The organism is Streptomyces sp. MS19 (assembly GCF_047200595.1).
GTDB lineage: Bacteria > Actinomycetota > Actinomycetes > Streptomycetales > Streptomycetaceae > Streptomyces.
The window spans coordinates 25,565-43,461 of the sequence record NZ_JBJZOH010000019.1; the positions used below are offsets into that span (position 1 = coordinate 25,565).

The window sequence follows — 17,897 nt, forward strand, 5'->3', positions numbered from 1 at the left end:
ACGGGTCAGCGGCGCCCCGCGGCGGCGGCCCGTTCGGTCGTGGCGATGGTCGCGGAGCCGACGACGCGGGGGCCGTCGTACAGCACGACCGCCTGCCCCGGCGCGACACCGCGCACCGGCTCCGTGAAACGGACCCGCAGCCCGTCCCCGGTGGGCTCGGCCGTCACCGGGACCTCGCCGCCGTGCGCGCGGAGCTGGGCGGTGTACGCGCCGGGCCCGGTGGGGGCGGCGCCGCACCAGCGCGGGCGGATGGCGGTGAGTGCCAGGACGTCGAGCGCCTCGGCCGGGCCTACCGTGACGGTGTTGTCCACCGGGGAGATGTCGAGCACGTAGCGCGGCTTGCCGTCGGGTGCGGGGCGGCCGATGCGCAGGCCGCGCCGCTGGCCGATGGTGAAACCGTACGCGCCGCTGTGCGTGCCGACCGTGGCGCCGTCCTCGTCCACGATGTCGCCCTCCGCCGTGCCGAGGTGGCCGGCGAGGAAGCCCTGCGTGTCGCCGTCGGCGATGAAGCAGATGTCGTGGCTGTCGGGCTTGGCGGCGACGGCGAGGCCGCGCCGTTCGGCCTCGGCGCGGATCTCCGGCTTGGTGGCGCCGGTGTCGCCGAGGGGGAACATGGCGTGGGCCAGCTGCCGCTGGTCGAGGACGCCGAGGACGTAGCTCTGGTCCTTGGCGAGGTCGGCGGAGCGGTGCAGCTCGCGGGTGCCGTCCGGCGTGGTCACGACGCTGGCGTAGTGGCCGGTGCACACGGCGTCGAAGCCGAGGGCGAGCGCCCTGTCGAGCAGCGCGGCGAACTTGATCTTCTCGTTGCAGCGCAGGCACGGGTTGGGCGTGCGGCCCGCCTCGTACTCGGCGATGAAGTCTTCGACCACGTCCTGCCGGAAGCGTTCGGCGAGGTCCCACACGTAGAACGGGATGCCGATCACGTCGGCGGCGCGGCGCGCGTCGCGGGAGTCCTCGACCGTGCAGCAGCCGCGGGCGCCGGTGCGGAAGGACTGGGGGTTCGCGGAGAGCGCGAGGTGGACGCCGGTCACGTCGTGCCCGGCCTCGGCGGCGCGGGCGGCGGCGACCGCCGAGTCCACACCGCCCGACATGGCGGCGAGGACCTTCAGGGGGCGTCCCGCGCGAGGGGTCTCAGTCATAGCGCCTTCCAGGGTACGGTCAGCTGAGGCCCGCCGCACGGGCCCTTTCCACGGCAGGGCCGATGGCCGTGGCGACGGCGGCCACGTCGGCGGGGGTGGTGGTGTGGCCGAGGCTGAACCGCAGGGTGCCGCGGGCCAGTTCGGCGTCGGCGCCGGTGGCGAGCAGAACGTGGCTCGGCTGGGCGACGCCCGCCGTGCACGCGGAGCCGGTGGAGCACTCGATGCCCTGCGCGTCGAGCAGGAGCAGCAGCGAGTCGCCCTCGCAGCCGGGGAACGCGAAGTGCGCGTTGCCGGGCAGGCGGCCCGCCGGGTCGGGGTCGCCGCCGAGGACCACGTCCGGCACGGCGGAGGTGACGGCGGCCACCAGGTCGTCGCGCAGCGCGCCGACCGTACGGGCGAACTCGTCGCGGTGCGCGGCGGCGTGCGCGGCGGCGGCGGCGAACCCGGCGACGGCGGGCACGTCGAGCGTTCCGGAGCGCACCTCGCGCTCCTGGCCGCCGCCGTGGAGGACGGGGACGGGCGTCTGGTCGCGCGAGAGCAGCAGCGCGCCGATGCCGTACGGGCCGCCGATCTTGTGGGCGGAGACGGTGAGGGCGGCGGCGCCGCTGGCGGCGAAGTCCACGTCGAGCTGGCCCACGGCCTGGACGGCGTCGGTGTGCAGGGGGATGCCGTGGCCGGCGGCGACGGCGGCGAGTTCGGCGACGGGCTGGACGGTGCCGATCTCGTTGTTGGCCCACATGACGGTGACCAGCGCGACGCTGCCCGGGTCGTCGGCGAGCACGAGGCGCAGCGCCTCGGGGTGCACGCGCCCGTGGGCGTCGACGGGGAGCCATTCGACCGTGGCACCCTGGTGGTCGGCCAGCCACCGCACGGGGTCGAGGACGGCGTGGTGCTCGACGGGGCTGGCGAGGACGCGCGTACGGCGGGGGTCGGCGGCGTTGCGCGCCCAGTAGAGGCCCTTGACGGCCAGGTTGTCCGCCTCGGTGCCCCCGGCGGTGAGGACGACCTCGCTGGGGCGCGCGCCGAGCGCGGCGGCGATGGCCTCGCGGCCCTCCTCGACCACGCGGCGCGCCCGCCGTCCCGAGCCGTGGAGCGCCGAGGCGTTGCCGGTGGCGGTGAGCTGGGCGGTCATCGCCGCGACGGCCTCGGGGAGCATCGGGGTGGTGGCGGCGTGATCGAAGTACGGCATGGTGAGCCGATTCTACGAGCCGGGGCGGAACCCCCGGCGGGCGGCGAGCGTTGTAGGGGGACGGGAGGCCACGATGAGTGAACATCTGACTACGGATCGGCAGCCGGAGGGCGGCGCGGCGGTGCGGCGGCGACGGCTGCTGGTCGCGGGCGGCGCGGTGGCGGCGGTCGGTGTCGGCGGCTTCCTGGGGCGCGAGGCGCTGGAGGACGCGTGGTGGCGGTACGGGGCGCCCGCCGTGCCGCGTGACGAGGGCGAGGTCGACCACGAGGGCGCGGAGTGGGTGCCCGCCTCGTCCGCCAACTACCGGCGGGCCAGCAGGCCGCGCGACTACACCGTGGACCGCGTGGTGATCCACATGCCGGAGGCGACGTACGACATCACGCTGCGGGTGTTCCAGGACTCGTCGCACGGGGCGGCGGCGCACTACGTGGTGCGGTCCGGGGACGGCCATGTCGCGCAGATGGTGCGGGAGCTGGACGTCGCGTACCAGGCGGGGAACCGGGAGTTCAACGAGCGCAGCGTCGGCATCGAGCACGAGGGCTGGGCCGACGACCCGTCGTACCTCACGGACACGATGTACGAGTCGTCGGCCCGCCTCGTGGCCGGCATCTGCGCCCGGTACGGCATACCGGTGGACCGGCAGCACATCGTGGGGCACAACGAGGTGCCGGACGTGGTGCGGATCTGCCCGGGGCCGCACTGGGACTGGGACCGGTACATGGCGATGGTCCGGTCGGCGGCGGGCGTCAGCTGAGGGTGCCGAGCCTGCTCAGTTCCTGGGCGCAGCGCTCGGCGTCCGCCTCGCGTTCGAAGATTGCCGCCCGGAGGTGGTGGGTGTCCGGGTCGGGGACGTGGGCGAGGTGCCCCTCGTCGGAGACGACATACCAGCCGCGCTCCTCGTTGTGCCGTGCCTCGTAGCGCATGGGACCACGCTAGCGGCAGGACGGCGGCCCGGGGGCGGTGTCGTCACTCCGTCGGAGAGTCCGCGGGGACGCAGGGGCCGGGGTCGGTTTCGAAGAACTCCATCCTCACTCCCTCGTACGGCGCGGACATGTTGTCGATGACGACCACGTTTCCCGGCTCCAGGATCGCGCTGAACTCCCGCCTGGCCCACGCCTCGTCCTCCTCGGTCGGCGCCGGCTGCTCTTCGAGCTGCGCAGGCTGCGGAATGTCCTCCCCTTCGAGGTCGAGCGGCCCTCCCTGGTTCATCTCCACCGGTCCTTCGGGCTCCGAGGAGACGGAGTTCCCGAAACCACTCATCGGCTCGCCGTTGCCGTTCAGGACACCGTGCTCGGGCCAGTCGCAGGACCCGTCCTCCCCGGCGGGATCGAGCAGGACGGCGATTCCGGCCGCCCGCAGTTCGTCGGCCAGCGCGGCCTGCTGCTGGGCGTCCACCGTCAGCTCGTCGACCAGGAAGAGGCTGACCGTCCCGTCGTCGTTGTGCTCCACGGCGTACGCGGTGGGCGCGGTGCCGCCCGGGAAGGCGAGCGTGCTCCCCGCGATGGCCGTGGCGGCGGCCAGGCCGGTCGCGACGCGCAGCCGGGTGCGCCGCGCGCGGCGGGCGGGCGCGGGGTTCTCGGCGGCGGCGAGGTGGGCCTCGCGCTGGAGTTCGGTGAGCAGGCGGTCTTCGAAGGTGCTGGTCATGCGGTGCTCCCGGCGGCCAGGGTGGAGGTGTCGGTGACGGGGTGCGGCGGGACATCGGTCTCCCGCTCGGCGGTGGGGCGTGCCGCGCGGGTGAGGGACTTGCGCGCGCGGTGGAGGCGGACCCGCGCGGTGACCGGGCGGATGCCCAGGGCGCGCGCCGCCTCGGTGACGGTGAGCTGGTCGACGGCGACCAGTTCCAGGACGGCCCGTTCGCCGTCCGGGAGTTCCGCCATCGCGAGGAGGGCGCGGCGGCCCTCGTTCTCGGCGACGAGCTTCTCCTCAAGGCGCGTGATGTCGTCCTGTTCGAGGAGCCTGCGGCCCGCTATGCGCGTGCTGAGCGCCGACTCCCGTGCGGCGCGGCGGCGTTCGGCCGAGACGGTGTTGCGCGCGATGCCGTACAGCCACGCGGTCTCACTGCCGCGCGCGGCGTCGTACGTGTGGGCCGAGTCGATGACGGCGAGGAAGACCTCCGCCGTCAGGTCGGCCACGGTGTGCGGGTCGTCCACGCGGCGGGCCAGGAAGCGCGTCATCGCGTCCACATGCCGCCGGTAGAACTCCTCGAACAGCGCGGGGTCACGAACCACGGCGGCGGGACCGCCGCGGCTCGTGCTGGGTATCTTCACGTGCGGGACTCTCCCGTCCTCGTCCTGCTGAACACCTGTACTTGGCAGGGGGACAGGAGAACGTTACGGCCGCCGCTCAGGAGGGCCAGTACAGGGACTCGGCGCGCGCCCAGTCCACGGTGAGCGGCCCGTCGCCGTAGTGCATGACCTCGACGCGGACGCGGCCCTTGTCGGTGGCGGAGATGAAGCCCGTCCAGGTGTACGTGAAGTGGCCGTCGCCGCCGTCGTGGACCGGGGAGTTGATCGGCATGCTGCCGGTGCGCTCGTACTTTCCGTCCGCGCCGGCCCGGTACTCGGCGAGCCTGATCTGGAACTCCTGGCCCTTCGCCAGCCCGACGACGCGCACGCCGACCGACGCCGTGTAGTGGCAGGTGCCGAACAGGATCGACGGCTCGGCCTCCTTGTCCACCCACTTCTTGCCGTCGTGCCGCCGGTTGAACCGGAGCGTGGTCCAGGCGCCCGGCGGGACGGTCCTGACGTAGTCGGTGGTGCCGTAGACGGACCACTGGGGCATCTCGTCCTCCTCGGCGGGCGGCTCCGGGCTCCACCCGGCGGAGTGCCTGAGACGTTCGGCCACCCGCGCCCGGACGTCCTTCATGGTGATGCCGGGGCCGCGCGGATCGATCTTGCCCGGCTGCCACTCCAGGTGGCCGATGACGCTGGTGTCGCCGTCCTTGCCCCAGCCGTGCGCGCGGCACAGCGCCGCCGACGCGCGCACGATCGCCTCGACCTGCTCGGGCGGCCAGGGGTCCTTGTTGTCGCCGAGGTTGACGGCCTCGAAGCCGTAGAAGTGCGTGTTGCCGTCGGCGTTCGTCTCGTTGTCGGCGGGCAGGGCCTTCTCGGCGACGACGGCGTTCAGCACGTCCTGGTCGCCAGCGCCCGCGTGGTTGGCCCTGCCGTGGCCGACGAGGTAGACCGTGCCGTCCTTGGCGATCACCCCGTGGCACAGCGGCCCGGGGAGGTCGGACCTGCCCCCGTAGCAGAGATCGACGGTTCCGCTGGTCCCGGTGGTCACCGTGTGGTGCACCATCACTCCGTGGACGGGACCCCACGAACCGACCTTGTTCCGATTGTTTGTTCGCCAATTCTTGTGTTCGACGACTTTGACTCCCTCGTCCTTGAGGGCCTTCAGGAGTTTGTCGGCGGAAAGCGGAGTGGCCATGTCGCGTAATCCCCCGATCGTCCGGTGCGTGCCGCCGTACGAGATGTACGGCGTGGGCGCGCCGACGCGCAAGAGCGCCGGTCCGGCGGCCCTTGCGATGATTGTCCAATCAACCGTTCTTTACCGGTAGTTGGCACCGGGGACCGGAATGTGAAAACGACTCGTGCGACCGGTGGATTCAACAGGCGACCGGTGCACGGGTTTTGCGCGCGGGGCGCCATCGGTAATTCGTCCGCCGTTCGGCACCGCGTCGCCCGCCCTCTCCGGGGGACACACGGGCGGCGGTCAGAGTCGTCCGCGCGACAGGCAGGCACCACACATGTGCGATCGAAGGGATGCACCCATGGCTGTGACACGACGGGGCGTACTGGGAGCGACGGGCGCGGCGGCCGGGCTGCTGGCGATGACGGGCACGGCGGACGCCACCGGCGCGCGCGCCGGGCGCCCGCTGATCGGCCCGGCGACCGGCGACCGGAGGGCGGCGACCGCATCGACTGGCTCCTCGTCGACGACGGGGTGGAGGTGGAGCGCGCGGCGATCAACACCTACCGTTCGCGGGCGGGGCGCTACCCTTCGGACCACGCGCCGGTGCACGCGCTCGTACGCCTGCGCTGAGCGGCGCGGCAGCGCGTGCGGAGGTCCGCGCGCTCCCTCGTCCGGGGGATTCGCCGGCGGAAAATGTTGTCTTCGGGCCGGCGCGGGTAAGCGATTGACACCCCCCACGGACCCCGGGCGGGCCGTCGGACCTTGATCTCCCCCACCGGCGGATCGCGCCCCGGTCCCGGTCCCCGCCGCACGGCGGGCGCCGGGACCCCACGGGTTCCCCCGCCCGGCGGCCCCCACGGCCGCCGGGCGGTCTCGTCGTGCGTCCGGAAGGGGCGTTCAGCCCGTGCGCGGGCGCAGGCCGTCCATCAGCAGGTCGAGCAGCCTGCCCGCCGTCGCACGCCCCTCGGGGCCGGTCGCCAGCCCGACGCCGCTGACCGCGGTGAGCACGTCCACCGGGTCCACGTCGTCCCGCACCGTTCCCGCCGCCGCTCCCGCGCCGAGCAGCGCGCCGACGGCCTCGCCGAGCCGCGCCCGGCTGGTGGCGAACGGGTCGCCGCCCGACGCGATCACCGCGCGCAGGGCGTCCGCCATGCCGTGCTTGGTGGCCGCATAGTCGATGAATCGGTCCATCCACACGCGCAGGGCACGGTCCGGCGGCAGTTCGGCGAGCAGGCCGGGGACGGCGTCGCACAGGCGGGCCAGCTCGTTGCGGTAGGCCGCCTCGATCAGCGCCTCGCGGGTCGGGAAGTGGCGGTAGAGCGTGCCGATGCCGACGCCCGCCTCGCGCGCGACGGCGTCGAGCGTCGCGTCGGGGCCCTGCTCGGAGAAGGCGCGGACCGCGCACTCCAGGAGGCGGGCGCGGTTGCGCTGGGCGTCGGCGCGCATCGGGCGGGCGGCGTCTGGCGGCGGCGGCACGGCGGCACTCCTCGGGCGAGCTTGCTTACCGGAGCATCCTCCGCTTACAGTCGGAAGGCGGTAGCGGAGGACCCTCCGGTTGAATACGCGTTCCATCGTACCGGCCGGACCGGCGCCCCGTACCGCCCCGCACCCCACGCCCCCGGAAGGACCCGCAGCGTGACCACCCCGCTCACCACCCCGTTCTCCGCCTCCTCCACCGCCGCCGAGGTCCTCGCCGGCGTGGACCTCACCGGCCGCCGCGCCGTCGTCACCGGCGGCGCCTCCGGCATCGGCGTCGAGACCGCGCGCGCCCTGGCCGGCGCGGGCGCGGCCGTGACGCTCGCCGTCCGCGACGCGGCGGCGGGCGACCGCACCGCCGACGACATCCGCGCGACCAGCGGCGCGGGGGACGTCAGCGTCGCGCGCCTCGACCTGGCCGACCCGTCGTCGGTCGCCGCGTTCACCTCCGCGTGGGAGGGGCCGCTGCACATCCTCGTCAACAACGCGGGCGTCATGGCGGCGCCCGAGACCAGGACCCCGCAGGGCTGGGAGTTGCAGTTCGCCACCAACCACCTCGGCCACTTCGCGCTGACGACCGGCCTGCACCGGGCGCTCGCGGCGGCTGACGGGGCGCGCGTGGTGTCGGTCAGTTCGAGCGCGCACCTGCGGTCGCCCGTCGTCTTCGAGGACATCCACTTCCGCGAGCGTGCGTACGAGCCGTGGGCGGCGTACGGCCAGTCGAAGACGGCCAACGTCCTGTTCGCGGTCGCCGCCGCCGCCCGCTGGGTGGACGACGGCATCCTCGTCAACTCCCTGATGCCCGGCGGCATCAGGACCCGCCTCCAGCGGCATGTGAGCGACGAGGAGCTGGAACGGATGCGCGCCCGCGTGGGCGCCGGGGCCCCGGACTGGAAGACGCCGGAGCAGGGCGCCGCGACGTCCGCGCTGCTCGCGGCCTCCCCGCTGCTCGCCGGGGTGTCCGGCCGGTACTTCGAGGACTGCAACGAGGCGGCGCACGCCGAGCCCGGCGCCGCGCGCGGAGTCGCGCCGTACGCCCTCGACCCCGAGGCGGCGGCCCTGCTGTGGCAGGTCTCGCTCGACACGCTCGCCGCGTAGGTCCCGTACGCGGGAGCCCGGCACCCCTGCGGCTTCGCACCCGGGCGGGTAACGTACCGTGCGGAAGCTGTGACGGAAACCGCCGCGGCCTGGCTTCACCACCGCCCGCGGAGAGACCCTGAAGACGCCCGGCGGACCGCGCGAGCGAGGGAACGACTGGATGGCTGAGACGGCGGACGACTGCCCCGGACCGCACCGGCAGTGCCAGGCGTGCACGGGGCAGCGCGTCGAGTTCCGCGAGACGCTGTACGTGCCCGCGTCCGGGCCGGGGCAGGGGGTGGCGGCGCCGCACCTGTGCTGGCACTGCAAGGGGCTCGGGCACTACTGCCAGGCGACGCCGCGCTGCACGCCGCGGCACGAGTGACCGTCAGACGGTCAGCCGCCGTACGACGTCGGGCGCCCAGCCGGTGAGCCGCGCGACCTCCGCCTCCCCGCCCGGTCCTGGCTCCTCACGCAACAGCCGGACGGCCTCCGGCCCGCACTCCCGTACGCGCGGCGACGACACCTTCTTCGGCTTCACGGCACCGCTGCCGGGCGACGGACCCTCCCCGCGCGTGCGGGGAGCAGAGTCTTTGTACTGCTGGTCTGGTGGTGGCGGGGCGGATTTTGCTCAGCTGCACCGAACGCCGCGCCGCGGCGTGCCCGTCCCCGGCCTTTCGTACGCGGCGCGCGTGACGCGGCCCGTACATCCGCCCGTAGGGGGATGGTGGCCGGCGTGAGTGACCGGGGCGCGTGCGGGCGCCCCTGCCGGGGTTCCGGCAGGGGCGGGGGTGACGCCGGGTGGGGTGGGTCAGGAGGCGTTCTCCGCCTGGAACATCCAGTGGTGCTTCTCCAAGTCCTGCGTCACCGCGATCAGGATGTCCTCCGTCACCCGGTCCGCCTCCGCGACCTCCGCCATCCGGTCCCGCATCCGCACGATGACCGCGCCCAGCGCGTCCACCATCGTGCCCACGGCCTCGGTGTCCCGCTGCCAGCTCTCGGGAGCCTTCGCGATCCCGGTCCCGGCGGCCACGGCGTGGGCCCGCCCGTCCGGCGAGATGCCCAGGGCCGCCGCGCGCTCGGCGACGGTGTCGGAGTGCGTACGGGCCGAGTCGACCACCTCGTCCAGCTGGAGGTGCACCGAGCGGAACCGGGGGCCGATGACGTTCCAGTGCGTCTGCTTCGCGACCAGCGACAGGTCGACCAGGTCGACGAGCGCGCCCTGCAACGCCTCCCCGACGGTCTTCCGAGCGGCGTCGGGCAGCGTGCTCTTCACGGCGTTCATACGGCGTCCCCTTTCATGTTGCGGTGTCCTGCCTCGCTCCGGTTACCCCGGATGCGGGTGGGCAACCGGGGGCTCAGTACGGGCGCGGGTAGCCGTGACCGCCGCCGCCCGGGGCGTCGCGGTCGTAGAACGGGCGCGCGTTCGCCCGCAGCCACATCGCCACCGGGTCGTAGCCGTCCGCCATGGCGACCGTGCCGACCGGCAGGCCGTCCGGGACGGCGCCGATCGCCTCCAGCATCATCTGGCGCACCGCCTCGGCGGTCCGCTCCCCCGGGTCGTCCACGTCGAGCCCGATGACGAGGTACGCCTCCCCCAGCGCGGGCCGCACCCAGCCGCGCCGCAGGCTGCGCACCACGGGCGTACGGCCCGCGAGCGCGACGAGCTGCGCGTAGAACGCGTCGGCACGCACGGCCGGTTCGCCGATGCGCAGCGGCCCGGCGGGCAGCCGGTCCAGGCCGCCCGCTATGCGCCGCAGGTCCAGCCAGGGGACGCCGAGGCCGCCGCCGGGGGCGTGCGGGTCGAGCCACAGGCCCCAGTGGTCGGGGTACAGGGCGGCGGCGATGTCGAGGCCGCTGACGACCTCGTGCTCGCGGTTCCAGCCGCTGGCGGCCAGTTCGCGTTCCGAGGTGACGCAGGGGGCGTAGCCGTGCCCAGCGACCTCGATGCTGCCGTACTGCGCCTCCGGTTCGCCGGGGCGGCCGTGCCACAGCAGCATCCAGACGTCTCCGGCGGCCAGGGCGGCCAGCAGCTCCTCGTAGGCGTCCAGGCGGTCGGCCGTGATCCGGGGGAGCAGTTCCTCAACGCCTCGCACCGCACTCACCTGGGCCTGTCCTCCTCGCTCTCGACGGCGCCGCGCACGCCAGGCTCGGCAGCGTGCGAGGTGTGCCCCCGCGTGACCTGGTCCCCGGCGCCTCAGGCATCGCGGGTGTAGAACGGCTGCACGCACGCCCGGAGCCAGTCCACCACAGGGTCGTCGGCCGCATCCAGCAGGACCAGTTGTACCGGCCAGACGACGGGCTGCCGCGCCAGGGCCCGGCCGAGCGCGTCGTGGACGACGGCGCGCTGCGTCTCCTCCAGGGTGTCCATCTCTATGCCGACGAAGAGCGCCGGCGCGCCGCCCTCGGCGCTCGCCAGGCCGCGGCGCGCGGACCGTACGGCGGGCAGGACGGCCAGCTCGCCCGTGACGGCGCGCAGGAAGTCGATGGGGTCGTCCTGCCAGTCCGGCTGGAAAAGGCGCATCCGCGCGCCGCTGGGCACGCCGGGCGCGCGCTCCCCCGGGGTGGCGCGGCACAGCTCGGCGACGGCGACGGGCGGCACGGGCACGCCGACGGTCCCGCCCGGGTTGAGGGCGACGCCGACGCCCGGCGGCAGGCCACGCGCGAACTCCCACGCGGGCGCGACGGCGAACGGGAGGTGCGAGGCGCCGCCCAGGTGCAGCTGCTCGGCGGAGCTGAAGACGGGGACGTACGGGCCGCCGTTCAGCTGGACCGTGGGCAGGTCCAGGTGCGTGCTCTCGCGGCTGCCGCCCTCGGGCAGCGGCACCCACAGGGCGCTGCGCGCGAGGACCTTCAGCAGTCTCGGGCCCGCGTCGGCGACGCCGAGGGACACGGCGAGCGTCTCTTCCAGCTCGTTGCTCGGCCACCCTCCGCCGAAGCCGGGCTGCTGCCTGGGTACGGTCATGCACGCACCCTAACGGCTGCGCCCGTCCGGCCGTGCCCGCAGGTTCGTGCGATGATGTGCCGACAACCGCATACCAGCCGTTCGACCGCGCGCGGGAGAGTTCCCGCCGCCGTGCGGGGCGCCGAAGGAGCAAGTCCTCCCTTGAATCTCTCAGGCCCCGATACCGCGTGCGGAAGGCGAATCTGAAAAGCGGACCGCGCCCCCGCCGGGCGCGTTCCCACCCACGGTGCAAGCCACCGGCCCCCGGCCGCGGCGAACCTCTCAGGTGCAGATGACAGATGGGGAGGACCGGGCCGTACGCCGTCCCGCCGTCCTCCATCCCCCATCCGCCCCCGGGAGCCCGCACATGACGGACGACACCTCTGCCGCGCCTTCCCCGGCGCCCCTCAGGACCACCGCGCTCGACGCCGCGCACCGCGCGCTCGGGGCCACGATGACCGACTTCGCCGGCTGGTCCATGCCGCTGCGGTACGGGAGCGAGCGCGCCGAGCACGCGGCGGTGCGCGGGGCCGCCGGACTCTTCGACCTGTCGCACATGGGCGAGCTGACGGTGACGGGGCCGGAGGCGGGCGCGTTCCTCGACCACGCGCTCGTCGGGCACCTGTCGGCGCTGGCGGTGGGCCGCGCGCGGTACACCATGATCTGCGACGCGGCGGGCGGCATCCTGGACGACCTGATCGTCTACCGGCTCGACGGCGAGCGCTACCTGGTCGTCGCCAACGCCTCGAACGCCGAGACGGTCCTCGCCGCCCTGACCGCCCGCACCGCCGGTTTCGACGCCGCCGTACGGGACGACCGCGACGCGTACGCCCTGATCGCCGTCCAGGGCCCCCGTTCCCCCGGCATCCTGGCGCGCCGCACGGACGCGGACCTGGCCGGGCTGAAGTACTACGCCGGGCTGCCCGGCACGGTCGCGGACCGCCCGGTCATGATCGCCCGCACCGGCTACACGGGCGAGGACGGCTTCGAGCTGTTCTGCGACCCCGCCGACGCCCCCGCCCTGTGGGCCGCGCTGCTCGCGGCGGGCGACGAGGACGGCCTCGTCCCCTGCGGCCTCGCCTGCCGCGACACGCTGCGCCTGGAGGCGGGCATGCCGCTGTACGGGCACGAGCTGACGACCGCCACCACCCCGTACGACGCCGGGCTCGGGCGGGTCGTGAAGCTCGCGAAGCCCGGTGACTTCGTCGGCCGCACCGCGCTCGCCAGGGCGGCGGAGGAGGCGGCCGCGCGCCCGCCGCGCGTGCTGACGGGCCTCGTCGCGCGCGGGCGGCGGGTGCCGCGCGCGGGGTACCCGGTGGTGGACGCGGCGGGCGCGGTCGTCGGCGAGGTGACCTCGGGCGCGCCCTCCCCGACGCTCGGCCGCCCGATCGCGATGGCGTACGTCGACCCCGCGTTCGCGGCGCCCGGCACCGGGGGCGTCCATGTGGACATCCGGGGCGCGCGGGAGCCGTACGACGTGGTCGCACTGCCGTTCTACCAGCGCCAGAAGTAGTCCAGATCCAGGAGAATCACCCCATGAGCAACCCCGAGCAGCTCCGCTACAGCAAGGAGCACGAGTGGCTGTCGACCGCCGATGACGGCGTGGCGACGGTCGGCATCACGCAGTACGCGGCGAACCAGCTGGGCGATGTCGTGTACATCCAGCTGCCCGAGACCGGCACGGCCGTCACGGCGGGCGAGCCGTGCGGCGAGCTGGAATCGACAAAGTCGGTCAGTGACCTCTACTCCCCGGTCAGCGGGACGATCACCGAAGTGAACCAGGAGGTTGTGGACGATCCGTCGCTGGTCAATTCCGAACCGTTCGGCGACGGCTGGCTGTTCCGCGTACGCGCCGGCGAGGCGGCGGGCGAACCGGCGGACCTGATGACGGCCGACGAGTACACCGCCTTCACGAACGAGTGAACGGCTGACCGCGGTGGCCCTCTCCGCCTTCGACCTGTTCTCCATCGGGATCGGCCCGTCCAGCTCGCACACGGTGGGCCCGATGCGCGCCGCGCGCCGCTTCGCGCGGCGGCTGCGGAGCGAGGGGGCGCTCCCCGCGACCGCCTCGGTGCGCGCCGAGCTGTTCGGCTCGCTCGGCGCCACCGGGCACGGGCACGGCAGCCCCGACGCCGTCCTGCTCGGCCTCGCCGGGCACGCGCCGGACACGGTGGACGTGGACCGGGCGGGCGCGGAGGTGGCCGCCGTGCGCGCGTCCGGCACGCTGCGGCTGCTCGGCGCGGAACCGGACGGCGGGCACCCCGTGCCGTTCGCCCCCGACACGGATCTGGTGCTGCACCGGCGGCGCTCGCTGCCGTACCACCCCAACGGCATGACGTTCCGCGCCGCCGACGCGGCCGGGCGCACGCTGCGGGAGGCGACGTACTACTCGGTGGGCGGCGGCTTCGTCGTGGACGAGGACGCGGCGGGCGCCGACCGCATCGTGCCCGACACCACCGAGCCGCGCCACCCGTTCCGCACCGGCGCCGAACTCCTCGCCCGCGCAAGTGAGTCGGGCCTCTCGGTCTCCGGTCTGATGCTGGAGAACGAACGGGCCTGGCGCGGTGACGCCGAGATCCGCGCCGGACTGCTGCGGATCTGGGAGGTGATGCGCCGCTGTGCCGAGGACGGCATGGCGCGCGAGGGCATCCTGCCGGGCGGGCTCAAGGTGCGCCGCCGGGCGGCGGCCTCGGCGCGGAAACTGCGCGGCGAGGGCGACGCGGCGGCGCGGGCCATGGAGTGGGTGACGCTCTACGCGATGGCGGTGAACGAGGAGAACGCCGCCGGGCGCCGCGTCGTCACCGCCCCGACCAACGGCGCGGCCGGGATCATCCCGGCGGTGCTCCTCTACTACGTCAACTTCGTGCCAGGCGCCGACGAGGACGGCGTCGTCCGCTTCCTGCTGGCGGCGAGCGCGGTGGGGATGCTCTTCAAGGAGAACGCGTCGATCAGCGGCGCCGAGGTCGGCTGCCAGGGCGAGGTGGGCTCGGCCTGCTCGATGGCCGCGGGCGGCCTCGCGGAGGTCCTGGGCGGCACGCCCGAACAGGTCGAGAACGCCGCCGAGATCGGCATCGAGCACAACCTCGGCCTGACGTGCGACCCGGTCGGCGGCCTGGTGCAGATCCCGTGCATCGAACGGAACGGCATGGCCGCCGTCAAGGCGATCACCGCCGCCCGCATGGCCCTGCGCGGCGACGGCCGCCACCACGTCTCCCTGGACCAGGCGATCCGCACGATGAAGCAGACGGGCGCCGACATGTCCGTCAAATACAAGGAGACGGCACGCGGCGGCCTGGCGGTGAACATCGTCGAGTGCTGAGAAAGGTGCCCTGACCAGCGCGTTCGGCTCGTCCCGCGCTGGTCGGGGCCCTCCACCTCAGCCGCGGCAAGGACGGCGAGCCGCCGGACCGGGAGAGGATGCACTCGGCCCCGACGCACGGCGTGGCACGGCGCCCGTGCCACGCCGTGCGCGGCTGAACGCGCAGGTCAGGACTCGATCACCAGCACACGGCCGCCTGGACGAGGCCCTGACCGGCACGCCGGTGGCGAGCCACGCGCGGCCAGCGCCCGGCACAGGCACCGGGACCAGCGTCACGAAGCCGGGATCGGCTGGGTGAGGTTCACCGGATTGCCGTCGGGGTCCTTGATGTGGGCGACGCGCTGACCCCACGGCATGTCGTTGGCACCGCCGCTGACCGAGCCGCCCAGCGCCTCCACCCGGCCGAGCGCTTCGTCCACGTCGTCCACGCCGATGCTGAGCAGGACCCGCGGCGCCGCCCCGGTCCGCGGCGCCGTATCGGCCACCAGCCCGAGGTCGGAGTCGCCGATGCGCAGGCCGCGGTAGAAGACCGGGCCTTCCGCCGGTACCCGGAAGATCTCCTCGGCGCCGAACAACTGCGTGTAGAAGCTGAGCAGTAGGTCATGTTTCGCTGTCACGATCACCGGCTGGATGGTGGACATGGCACTCCTCTGGAGAACGGTTGCGTCGCCGGGTAGACCCTCCGACCACGGTGAACTCATCGGTGGGCCCCCCGCCGGGCGGTCCACGCCGTCCGCCGGCGGCAGCCACACCTGCGTGGGACCGGGCTCGCGGTTCGCCCACAGGTAGTAGGGACGGCCGTGACGTCCACCGGCCGCGCGTCCGGCCACGGTTCACCGGCCGGGCGGTACAGCGGCCCGTCCGCCGCCGCCGCGGGCGCGGCCCAGCCGAGGCCGCGCAGCGTCACCGTGCCGCCGAGCACACCCGGCCGGTGATCCGGCCCCGCGCGGCAACGGCCGCGGGGTGACAGGGCCTTACCGGGAGCGCCACACAGGGCGCAAGGCTGGGGCGCCGGTCACGCACCGGCGGGATCAGGCCCGTTCGGTGGGGATCACACACGGTTTCGCCTCCCCGGGGCAGTAACCGGTCGGTCCACTACGGGAGTCACCCGCAGCCGATTGCGACGGACGGAGATCCATGGTCACGGTGACCACATCCGCCACCTGGAGGCCCGAGCCCCGGAGCCGGGTGTTCGGCGACATGAGGGGGGCGGGCACCGACCGCATCGCCTGGGGAGCGCCTGACGCCGAGAACCGCGAGACCGGCTACACGTTCACGGGCAACACCACCGAAGCACGCCTGGACGGGCACGAGTTCACGGTGGGCACGATCACCTACGACAACTACCTGCGCGAGCCGGGCAGCGGCCTGAGCTACCACACCAGCACCCTGCACCTGACCGTCCGGCTGTCCGTGCAGGACGGCCCGGAGACCGAGTTCCCCTTCGCCTTCACCCACTACTCCTTCGGCGACGAGGACCGCGACGTACCCGACACGCTGAGCGTGCCGCTGCCGTTCCCCGGCAACCAGACCGTCACCCTCGACGGCGTCCCGTACACCCTGGTCCTCGCCGGCTTCCCCGGCGTGGACGACGGGCCGCTCCGGAACACATCGAGCAGCCCCGAGGGCCGGACGACCACGGTCGAACTGCTCGGCATGCTGGTGCGCACCGACCGGCCCGACATCGCCATCCGCTCCGTGCACCACAAGGGCGAGACCGGCCGCCCCCAGGACGGCGAGTACGTCGAGCTGGTCAACCGCAGCGGCGTGATCGTCCCGGTGAAGGGCTGGACGATCAACGCCGGTGACGCGGGCCAGGACTTCACCTTCACGGAGGACGGCTACCTCGCCCCCGCCATGACCATCCGGGTCTACACCTCCGACCAGCAGCAGCCGGCCGGCTGGTACGGCCTCACGTTCCGCAGCGGGCGTCCGATCTGGAACGACAAGGGCGACACCGCCGAACTCCGCGACAGCGGCGGCAACGTCCGCGCCCGTCACGCCTACGGCGACGCCGCCGGCTGACCGCACGGCCACGGCACGCGGCGCGCCGGTGATCCGGGCCCGTGAGCCAGGCCACGGGGCCGGGCGGGTGAGCGGCCCGGCCGCACCTGTCCGGCCCGGGGCGCTCAGGCGACGGTGCCCGGGTCCGCGTCCGGGTCCGGGTCCGGGTCCGGGTCGAAGTCGCCGCCGAAGGCCGCGGTGAGGGCCGTGGCGATCAGGCCGGGCAGGTCCTGGCGGCCGTCCTCCTGGGCCCAGCGCGTCAGGGCGGCGTGCAGCGCGGCCAGGCACGCGCCGGCCACGACCCAGGTGCGGAACCCGGCCTCCGCGTCGTCCGGTTCGGCGGGCAGGGCGGCGACGATGGCCCGCTGCGTGGCGAGCTGGCCGTCCAGGTGGCGGGCGCGCAGCGCCGGGGTGTCGGTCATCAGGCGCAGGCGGGCGAGGAGCAGGTCCACGCCGGGCCCGGTGAGGACACGGGCCGCCTCGACCAGGGCGAGGCCGACGCACCGCACCGGCGGCTCGTCCGCCGGGCGCGCGGCGACCCGGGCGGCGATCAGGGAGTCATACCGGCCGTGCAGGACCAGGTCCTCCTTGGTCGGGAAGTGGCGGTAGACGGTCATGGCCGAGACGCCGCACACGTGGGCGACGTCGTTGACCGTCGTCGCGTCGTAGCCGCGCTCGCCGAACAGCCGCATCGCGTGCGCCTGGATCATGCGCTGGGTCTCCGCCCTGCGGCGCTCGCGCAGGTTCGGTCTTCCGTTCTCCACACGTGACACGGTACCGTCCTGGTAGTCACTCACAATTGGCGAGTGGCTCACACAACCAAGGGTGGGCGTCATGGGAGAACGGAACGGCAGGACCGCGCTGGTCACGGGGGCGTCGCGCGGCATCGGGCGCGCGATCGCCGAACGCCTCGCCGCCGACGGCGCGGACGTGGCGGTGCACTACGGCGGCGGGGCGGAGGGGGCGGAGGAGACGGTCTCCCGCATCACGGCGGCGGGCGGCCGCGCGTTCGCCGTCCACGCGGAGCTGGGGACCGCCGGGGACGTGGACACCCTGATCACCGGACTCGAACGCGGGCTGGCCGGGCGCGGGATCACGGTCAACGCGGTCGCGCCCGGCGCGACCAGGACCGACGCGAACGCGGCGGTCTTCGAGGCGCCGGGCCTCCGGGAGTTCATCGAAGCGGGCACCGCGCTCGGCCGCCTCGGGCGCGCGGAGGACGTCGCCGACGCCGTCGCCTTCCTCGCATCCGACGCCGGCCGCTGGATCACCGGCCGGACGCTGGACGCCACCGGCGGCGTCCACCTGGGCCTGCGCACCTGACCGGCGGCGCCC

General features: G+C 74.2%; 21 protein-coding genes and 1 riboswitch. Of the genes, 8 read left to right on the top strand and 13 right to left on the bottom strand.

The annotated features are described in order from the left end of the window. Positions 1 to 5: 5 nt before the first annotated feature. Both mnmA and ACL02R_RS18745 read right to left on the bottom strand, forming a co-directional pair. Complete coding sequence (mnmA, locus tag ACL02R_RS18740) at positions 6 to 1,139, bottom strand: tRNA 2-thiouridine(34) synthase MnmA (RefSeq protein WP_412798089.1); 1,134 nt, start codon at positions 1,137 to 1,139, stop codon at positions 6 to 8. A 19-nt stretch (positions 1,140 to 1,158) separates the two neighbouring features. Beyond that, positions 1,159 to 2,328 (bottom strand): cysteine desulfurase family protein, encoded by a 1,170-nt coding sequence (locus ACL02R_RS18745; protein WP_412798090.1) that lies wholly within the window; start codon positions 2,326 to 2,328, stop codon positions 1,159 to 1,161. Positions 2,329 to 2,401: 73 nt separating this feature from the next. Here ACL02R_RS18745 and ACL02R_RS18750 point away from each other — a divergent pair, with 73 nt between their 5' ends. Continuing rightward, complete coding sequence (locus ACL02R_RS18750; protein ID WP_412798091.1) at positions 2,402 to 3,082, top strand: N-acetylmuramoyl-L-alanine amidase; 681 nt, start codon at positions 2,402 to 2,404, stop codon at positions 3,080 to 3,082. Here ACL02R_RS18750 and ACL02R_RS18755 read toward each other — a convergent pair. The 5 genes from ACL02R_RS18755 to ACL02R_RS18775 all read right to left on the bottom strand — a co-directional run bounded on the left by ACL02R_RS18755 (position 3,075) and on the right by ACL02R_RS18775 (position 7,188). Next, positions 3,075 to 3,251, bottom strand: a complete 177-nt coding sequence (locus ACL02R_RS18755) for a hypothetical protein (RefSeq protein WP_362964544.1) — start codon at positions 3,249 to 3,251, stop codon at positions 3,075 to 3,077. The genes ACL02R_RS18750 and ACL02R_RS18755 overlap by 8 nt on opposite strands. Before the next feature lie 43 nt (positions 3,252 to 3,294). Next, positions 3,295 to 3,972 (bottom strand): hypothetical protein, encoded by a 678-nt coding sequence (locus ACL02R_RS18760; protein WP_412798092.1) that lies wholly within the window; start codon positions 3,970 to 3,972, stop codon positions 3,295 to 3,297. Next, positions 3,969 to 4,595, bottom strand: coding sequence for an RNA polymerase sigma factor (locus tag ACL02R_RS18765; protein ID WP_412798093.1), 627 nt, complete (start codon positions 4,593 to 4,595; stop codon positions 3,969 to 3,971). Before ACL02R_RS18765 ends, ACL02R_RS18760 begins: the two co-directional genes overlap by 4 nt. A gap of 76 nt (positions 4,596 to 4,671) precedes the next feature. Next, on the bottom strand, positions 4,672 to 5,610 hold the full coding sequence (locus ACL02R_RS18770; RefSeq protein ID WP_412798094.1) for an N-acetylmuramoyl-L-alanine amidase: 939 nt from the start codon (positions 5,608 to 5,610) through the stop codon (positions 4,672 to 4,674). 1,029 nt (positions 5,611 to 6,639) lie between these two features. Next, positions 6,640 to 7,188 carry a TetR/AcrR family transcriptional regulator gene (locus ACL02R_RS18775; protein ID WP_412798162.1) on the bottom strand — a complete coding sequence of 183 codons (549 nt, stop codon included), beginning with the start codon at positions 7,186 to 7,188 and terminating at the stop codon, positions 6,640 to 6,642. A gap of 189 nt (positions 7,189 to 7,377) precedes the next feature. On the opposite strand from ACL02R_RS18775, the gene ACL02R_RS18780 reads away from it, so the two are divergent. Both ACL02R_RS18780 and ACL02R_RS18785 read left to right on the top strand, forming a co-directional pair. After that, the gene (locus ACL02R_RS18780; RefSeq protein WP_412798095.1) at positions 7,378 to 8,316 is read left to right on the top strand and encodes an SDR family NAD(P)-dependent oxidoreductase; all 939 of its coding nucleotides are present in this window, start codon (positions 7,378 to 7,380) and stop codon (positions 8,314 to 8,316) included. A 160-nt stretch (positions 8,317 to 8,476) separates the two neighbouring features. Continuing rightward, complete coding sequence (locus ACL02R_RS18785) at positions 8,477 to 8,680, top strand: hypothetical protein (protein WP_412798096.1); 204 nt, start codon at positions 8,477 to 8,479, stop codon at positions 8,678 to 8,680. 3 nt (positions 8,681 to 8,683) lie between these two features. On the opposite strand, the gene ACL02R_RS18790 is transcribed toward ACL02R_RS18785, so the two are convergent. From ACL02R_RS18790 to ACL02R_RS18805, 4 genes are all read right to left on the bottom strand, one after another. Then, positions 8,684 to 8,836 carry a hypothetical protein gene (locus ACL02R_RS18790; protein WP_412798097.1) on the bottom strand — a complete coding sequence of 51 codons (153 nt, stop codon included), beginning with the start codon at positions 8,834 to 8,836 and terminating at the stop codon, positions 8,684 to 8,686. A gap of 270 nt (positions 8,837 to 9,106) precedes the next feature. Next, entirely contained in the window at positions 9,107 to 9,580 is a 474-nt protein-coding gene (locus ACL02R_RS18795; RefSeq protein WP_412798098.1) for a Dps family protein, read from the bottom strand. A gap of 73 nt (positions 9,581 to 9,653) precedes the next feature. Continuing rightward, entirely contained in the window at positions 9,654 to 10,400 is a 747-nt protein-coding gene (locus tag ACL02R_RS18800) for an enhanced serine sensitivity protein SseB C-terminal domain-containing protein (RefSeq protein ID WP_412798099.1), read from the bottom strand. A gap of 92 nt (positions 10,401 to 10,492) precedes the next feature. Then, complete coding sequence (locus ACL02R_RS18805; protein WP_412798100.1) at positions 10,493 to 11,260, bottom strand: enhanced serine sensitivity protein SseB; 768 nt, start codon at positions 11,258 to 11,260, stop codon at positions 10,493 to 10,495. A gap of 82 nt (positions 11,261 to 11,342) precedes the next feature. Continuing rightward, positions 11,343 to 11,436: riboswitch (glycine riboswitch) on the top strand. A 170-nt stretch (positions 11,437 to 11,606) separates the two neighbouring features. On the opposite strand from ACL02R_RS18805, the gene gcvT reads away from it, so the two are divergent. Genes gcvT through ACL02R_RS18820 form a run of 3 tightly spaced genes read left to right on the top strand, consistent with a single transcriptional unit; the run spans position 11,607 to position 14,558 of the window. After that, positions 11,607 to 12,752 carry a glycine cleavage system aminomethyltransferase GcvT gene (gene gcvT, locus ACL02R_RS18810; RefSeq protein ID WP_412798101.1) on the top strand — a complete coding sequence of 382 codons (1,146 nt, stop codon included), beginning with the start codon at positions 11,607 to 11,609 and terminating at the stop codon, positions 12,750 to 12,752. Between the two features lie 23 nt (positions 12,753 to 12,775). Further along, positions 12,776 to 13,162, top strand: a complete 387-nt coding sequence (gene gcvH, locus ACL02R_RS18815) for a glycine cleavage system protein GcvH (RefSeq protein ID WP_412798102.1) — start codon at positions 12,776 to 12,778, stop codon at positions 13,160 to 13,162. A gap of 13 nt (positions 13,163 to 13,175) precedes the next feature. Next, complete coding sequence (locus tag ACL02R_RS18820; RefSeq protein ID WP_412798103.1) at positions 13,176 to 14,558, top strand: L-serine ammonia-lyase; 1,383 nt, start codon at positions 13,176 to 13,178, stop codon at positions 14,556 to 14,558. 272 nt (positions 14,559 to 14,830) lie between these two features. Here ACL02R_RS18820 and ACL02R_RS18825 read toward each other — a convergent pair whose 3' ends face one another. After that, positions 14,831 to 15,199, bottom strand: coding sequence for a VOC family protein (locus tag ACL02R_RS18825; protein WP_412798104.1), 369 nt, complete (start codon positions 15,197 to 15,199; stop codon positions 14,831 to 14,833). Positions 15,200 to 15,695: 496 nt separating this feature from the next. On the opposite strand from ACL02R_RS18825, the gene ACL02R_RS18830 reads away from it, so the two are divergent. Beyond that, positions 15,696 to 16,583 carry a choice-of-anchor K domain-containing protein gene (locus ACL02R_RS18830; RefSeq protein WP_412798105.1) on the top strand — a complete coding sequence of 296 codons (888 nt, stop codon included), beginning with the start codon at positions 15,696 to 15,698 and terminating at the stop codon, positions 16,581 to 16,583. Positions 16,584 to 16,687: 104 nt separating this feature from the next. On the opposite strand, the gene ACL02R_RS18835 is transcribed toward ACL02R_RS18830, so the two are convergent. Next, positions 16,688 to 17,326, bottom strand: a complete 639-nt coding sequence (locus ACL02R_RS18835) for a TetR/AcrR family transcriptional regulator (RefSeq protein WP_412798106.1) — start codon at positions 17,324 to 17,326, stop codon at positions 16,688 to 16,690. A gap of 70 nt (positions 17,327 to 17,396) precedes the next feature. Here ACL02R_RS18835 and ACL02R_RS18840 point away from each other — a divergent pair, with 70 nt between their 5' ends. Next, the gene (locus ACL02R_RS18840) at positions 17,397 to 17,885 is read left to right on the top strand and encodes an SDR family oxidoreductase (protein WP_412798107.1); all 489 of its coding nucleotides are present in this window, start codon (positions 17,397 to 17,399) and stop codon (positions 17,883 to 17,885) included. The last annotated feature ends 12 nt before the right edge of the window (positions 17,886 to 17,897 follow it).

What these genes read in the sequence shown, in the direction of transcription:
- mnmA (WP_412798089.1), bottom strand. Translation starts at nt 1,139, where the DNA reads ATGACTGAGACCCCTCGCGCGGGACGCCCCCTGAAGGTCCTCGCCGCC.
- gcvH (WP_412798102.1), top strand. Translation starts at nt 12,776, where the DNA reads ATGAGCAACCCCGAGCAGCTCCGCTACAGCAAGGAGCACGAGTGGCTG.
- ACL02R_RS18840 (WP_412798107.1), top strand. Translation starts at nt 17,397, where the DNA reads ATGGGAGAACGGAACGGCAGGACCGCGCTGGTCACGGGGGCGTCGCGC.
- ACL02R_RS18775 (WP_412798162.1), bottom strand. Translation starts at nt 7,188, where the DNA reads ATGCGCGCCGACGCCCAGCGCAACCGCGCCCGCCTCCTGGAGTGCGCG.
- ACL02R_RS18750 (WP_412798091.1), top strand. Translation starts at nt 2,402, where the DNA reads ATGAGTGAACATCTGACTACGGATCGGCAGCCGGAGGGCGGCGCGGCG.
- ACL02R_RS18755 (WP_362964544.1), bottom strand. Translation starts at nt 3,251, where the DNA reads ATGCGCTACGAGGCACGGCACAACGAGGAGCGCGGCTGGTATGTCGTC.
- ACL02R_RS18805 (WP_412798100.1), bottom strand. Translation starts at nt 11,260, where the DNA reads ATGACCGTACCCAGGCAGCAGCCCGGCTTCGGCGGAGGGTGGCCGAGC.
- ACL02R_RS18745 (WP_412798090.1), bottom strand. Translation starts at nt 2,328, where the DNA reads ATGCCGTACTTCGATCACGCCGCCACCACCCCGATGCTCCCCGAGGCC.
- ACL02R_RS18825 (WP_412798104.1), bottom strand. Translation starts at nt 15,199, where the DNA reads ATGTCCACCATCCAGCCGGTGATCGTGACAGCGAAACATGACCTACTG.
- ACL02R_RS18785 (WP_412798096.1), top strand. Translation starts at nt 8,477, where the DNA reads ATGGCTGAGACGGCGGACGACTGCCCCGGACCGCACCGGCAGTGCCAG.
- gcvT (WP_412798101.1), top strand. Translation starts at nt 11,607, where the DNA reads ATGACGGACGACACCTCTGCCGCGCCTTCCCCGGCGCCCCTCAGGACC.
- ACL02R_RS18760 (WP_412798092.1), bottom strand. Translation starts at nt 3,972, where the DNA reads ATGACCAGCACCTTCGAAGACCGCCTGCTCACCGAACTCCAGCGCGAG.
- ACL02R_RS18830 (WP_412798105.1), top strand. Translation starts at nt 15,696, where the DNA reads ATGGTCACGGTGACCACATCCGCCACCTGGAGGCCCGAGCCCCGGAGC.
- ACL02R_RS18795 (WP_412798098.1), bottom strand. Translation starts at nt 9,580, where the DNA reads ATGAACGCCGTGAAGAGCACGCTGCCCGACGCCGCTCGGAAGACCGTC.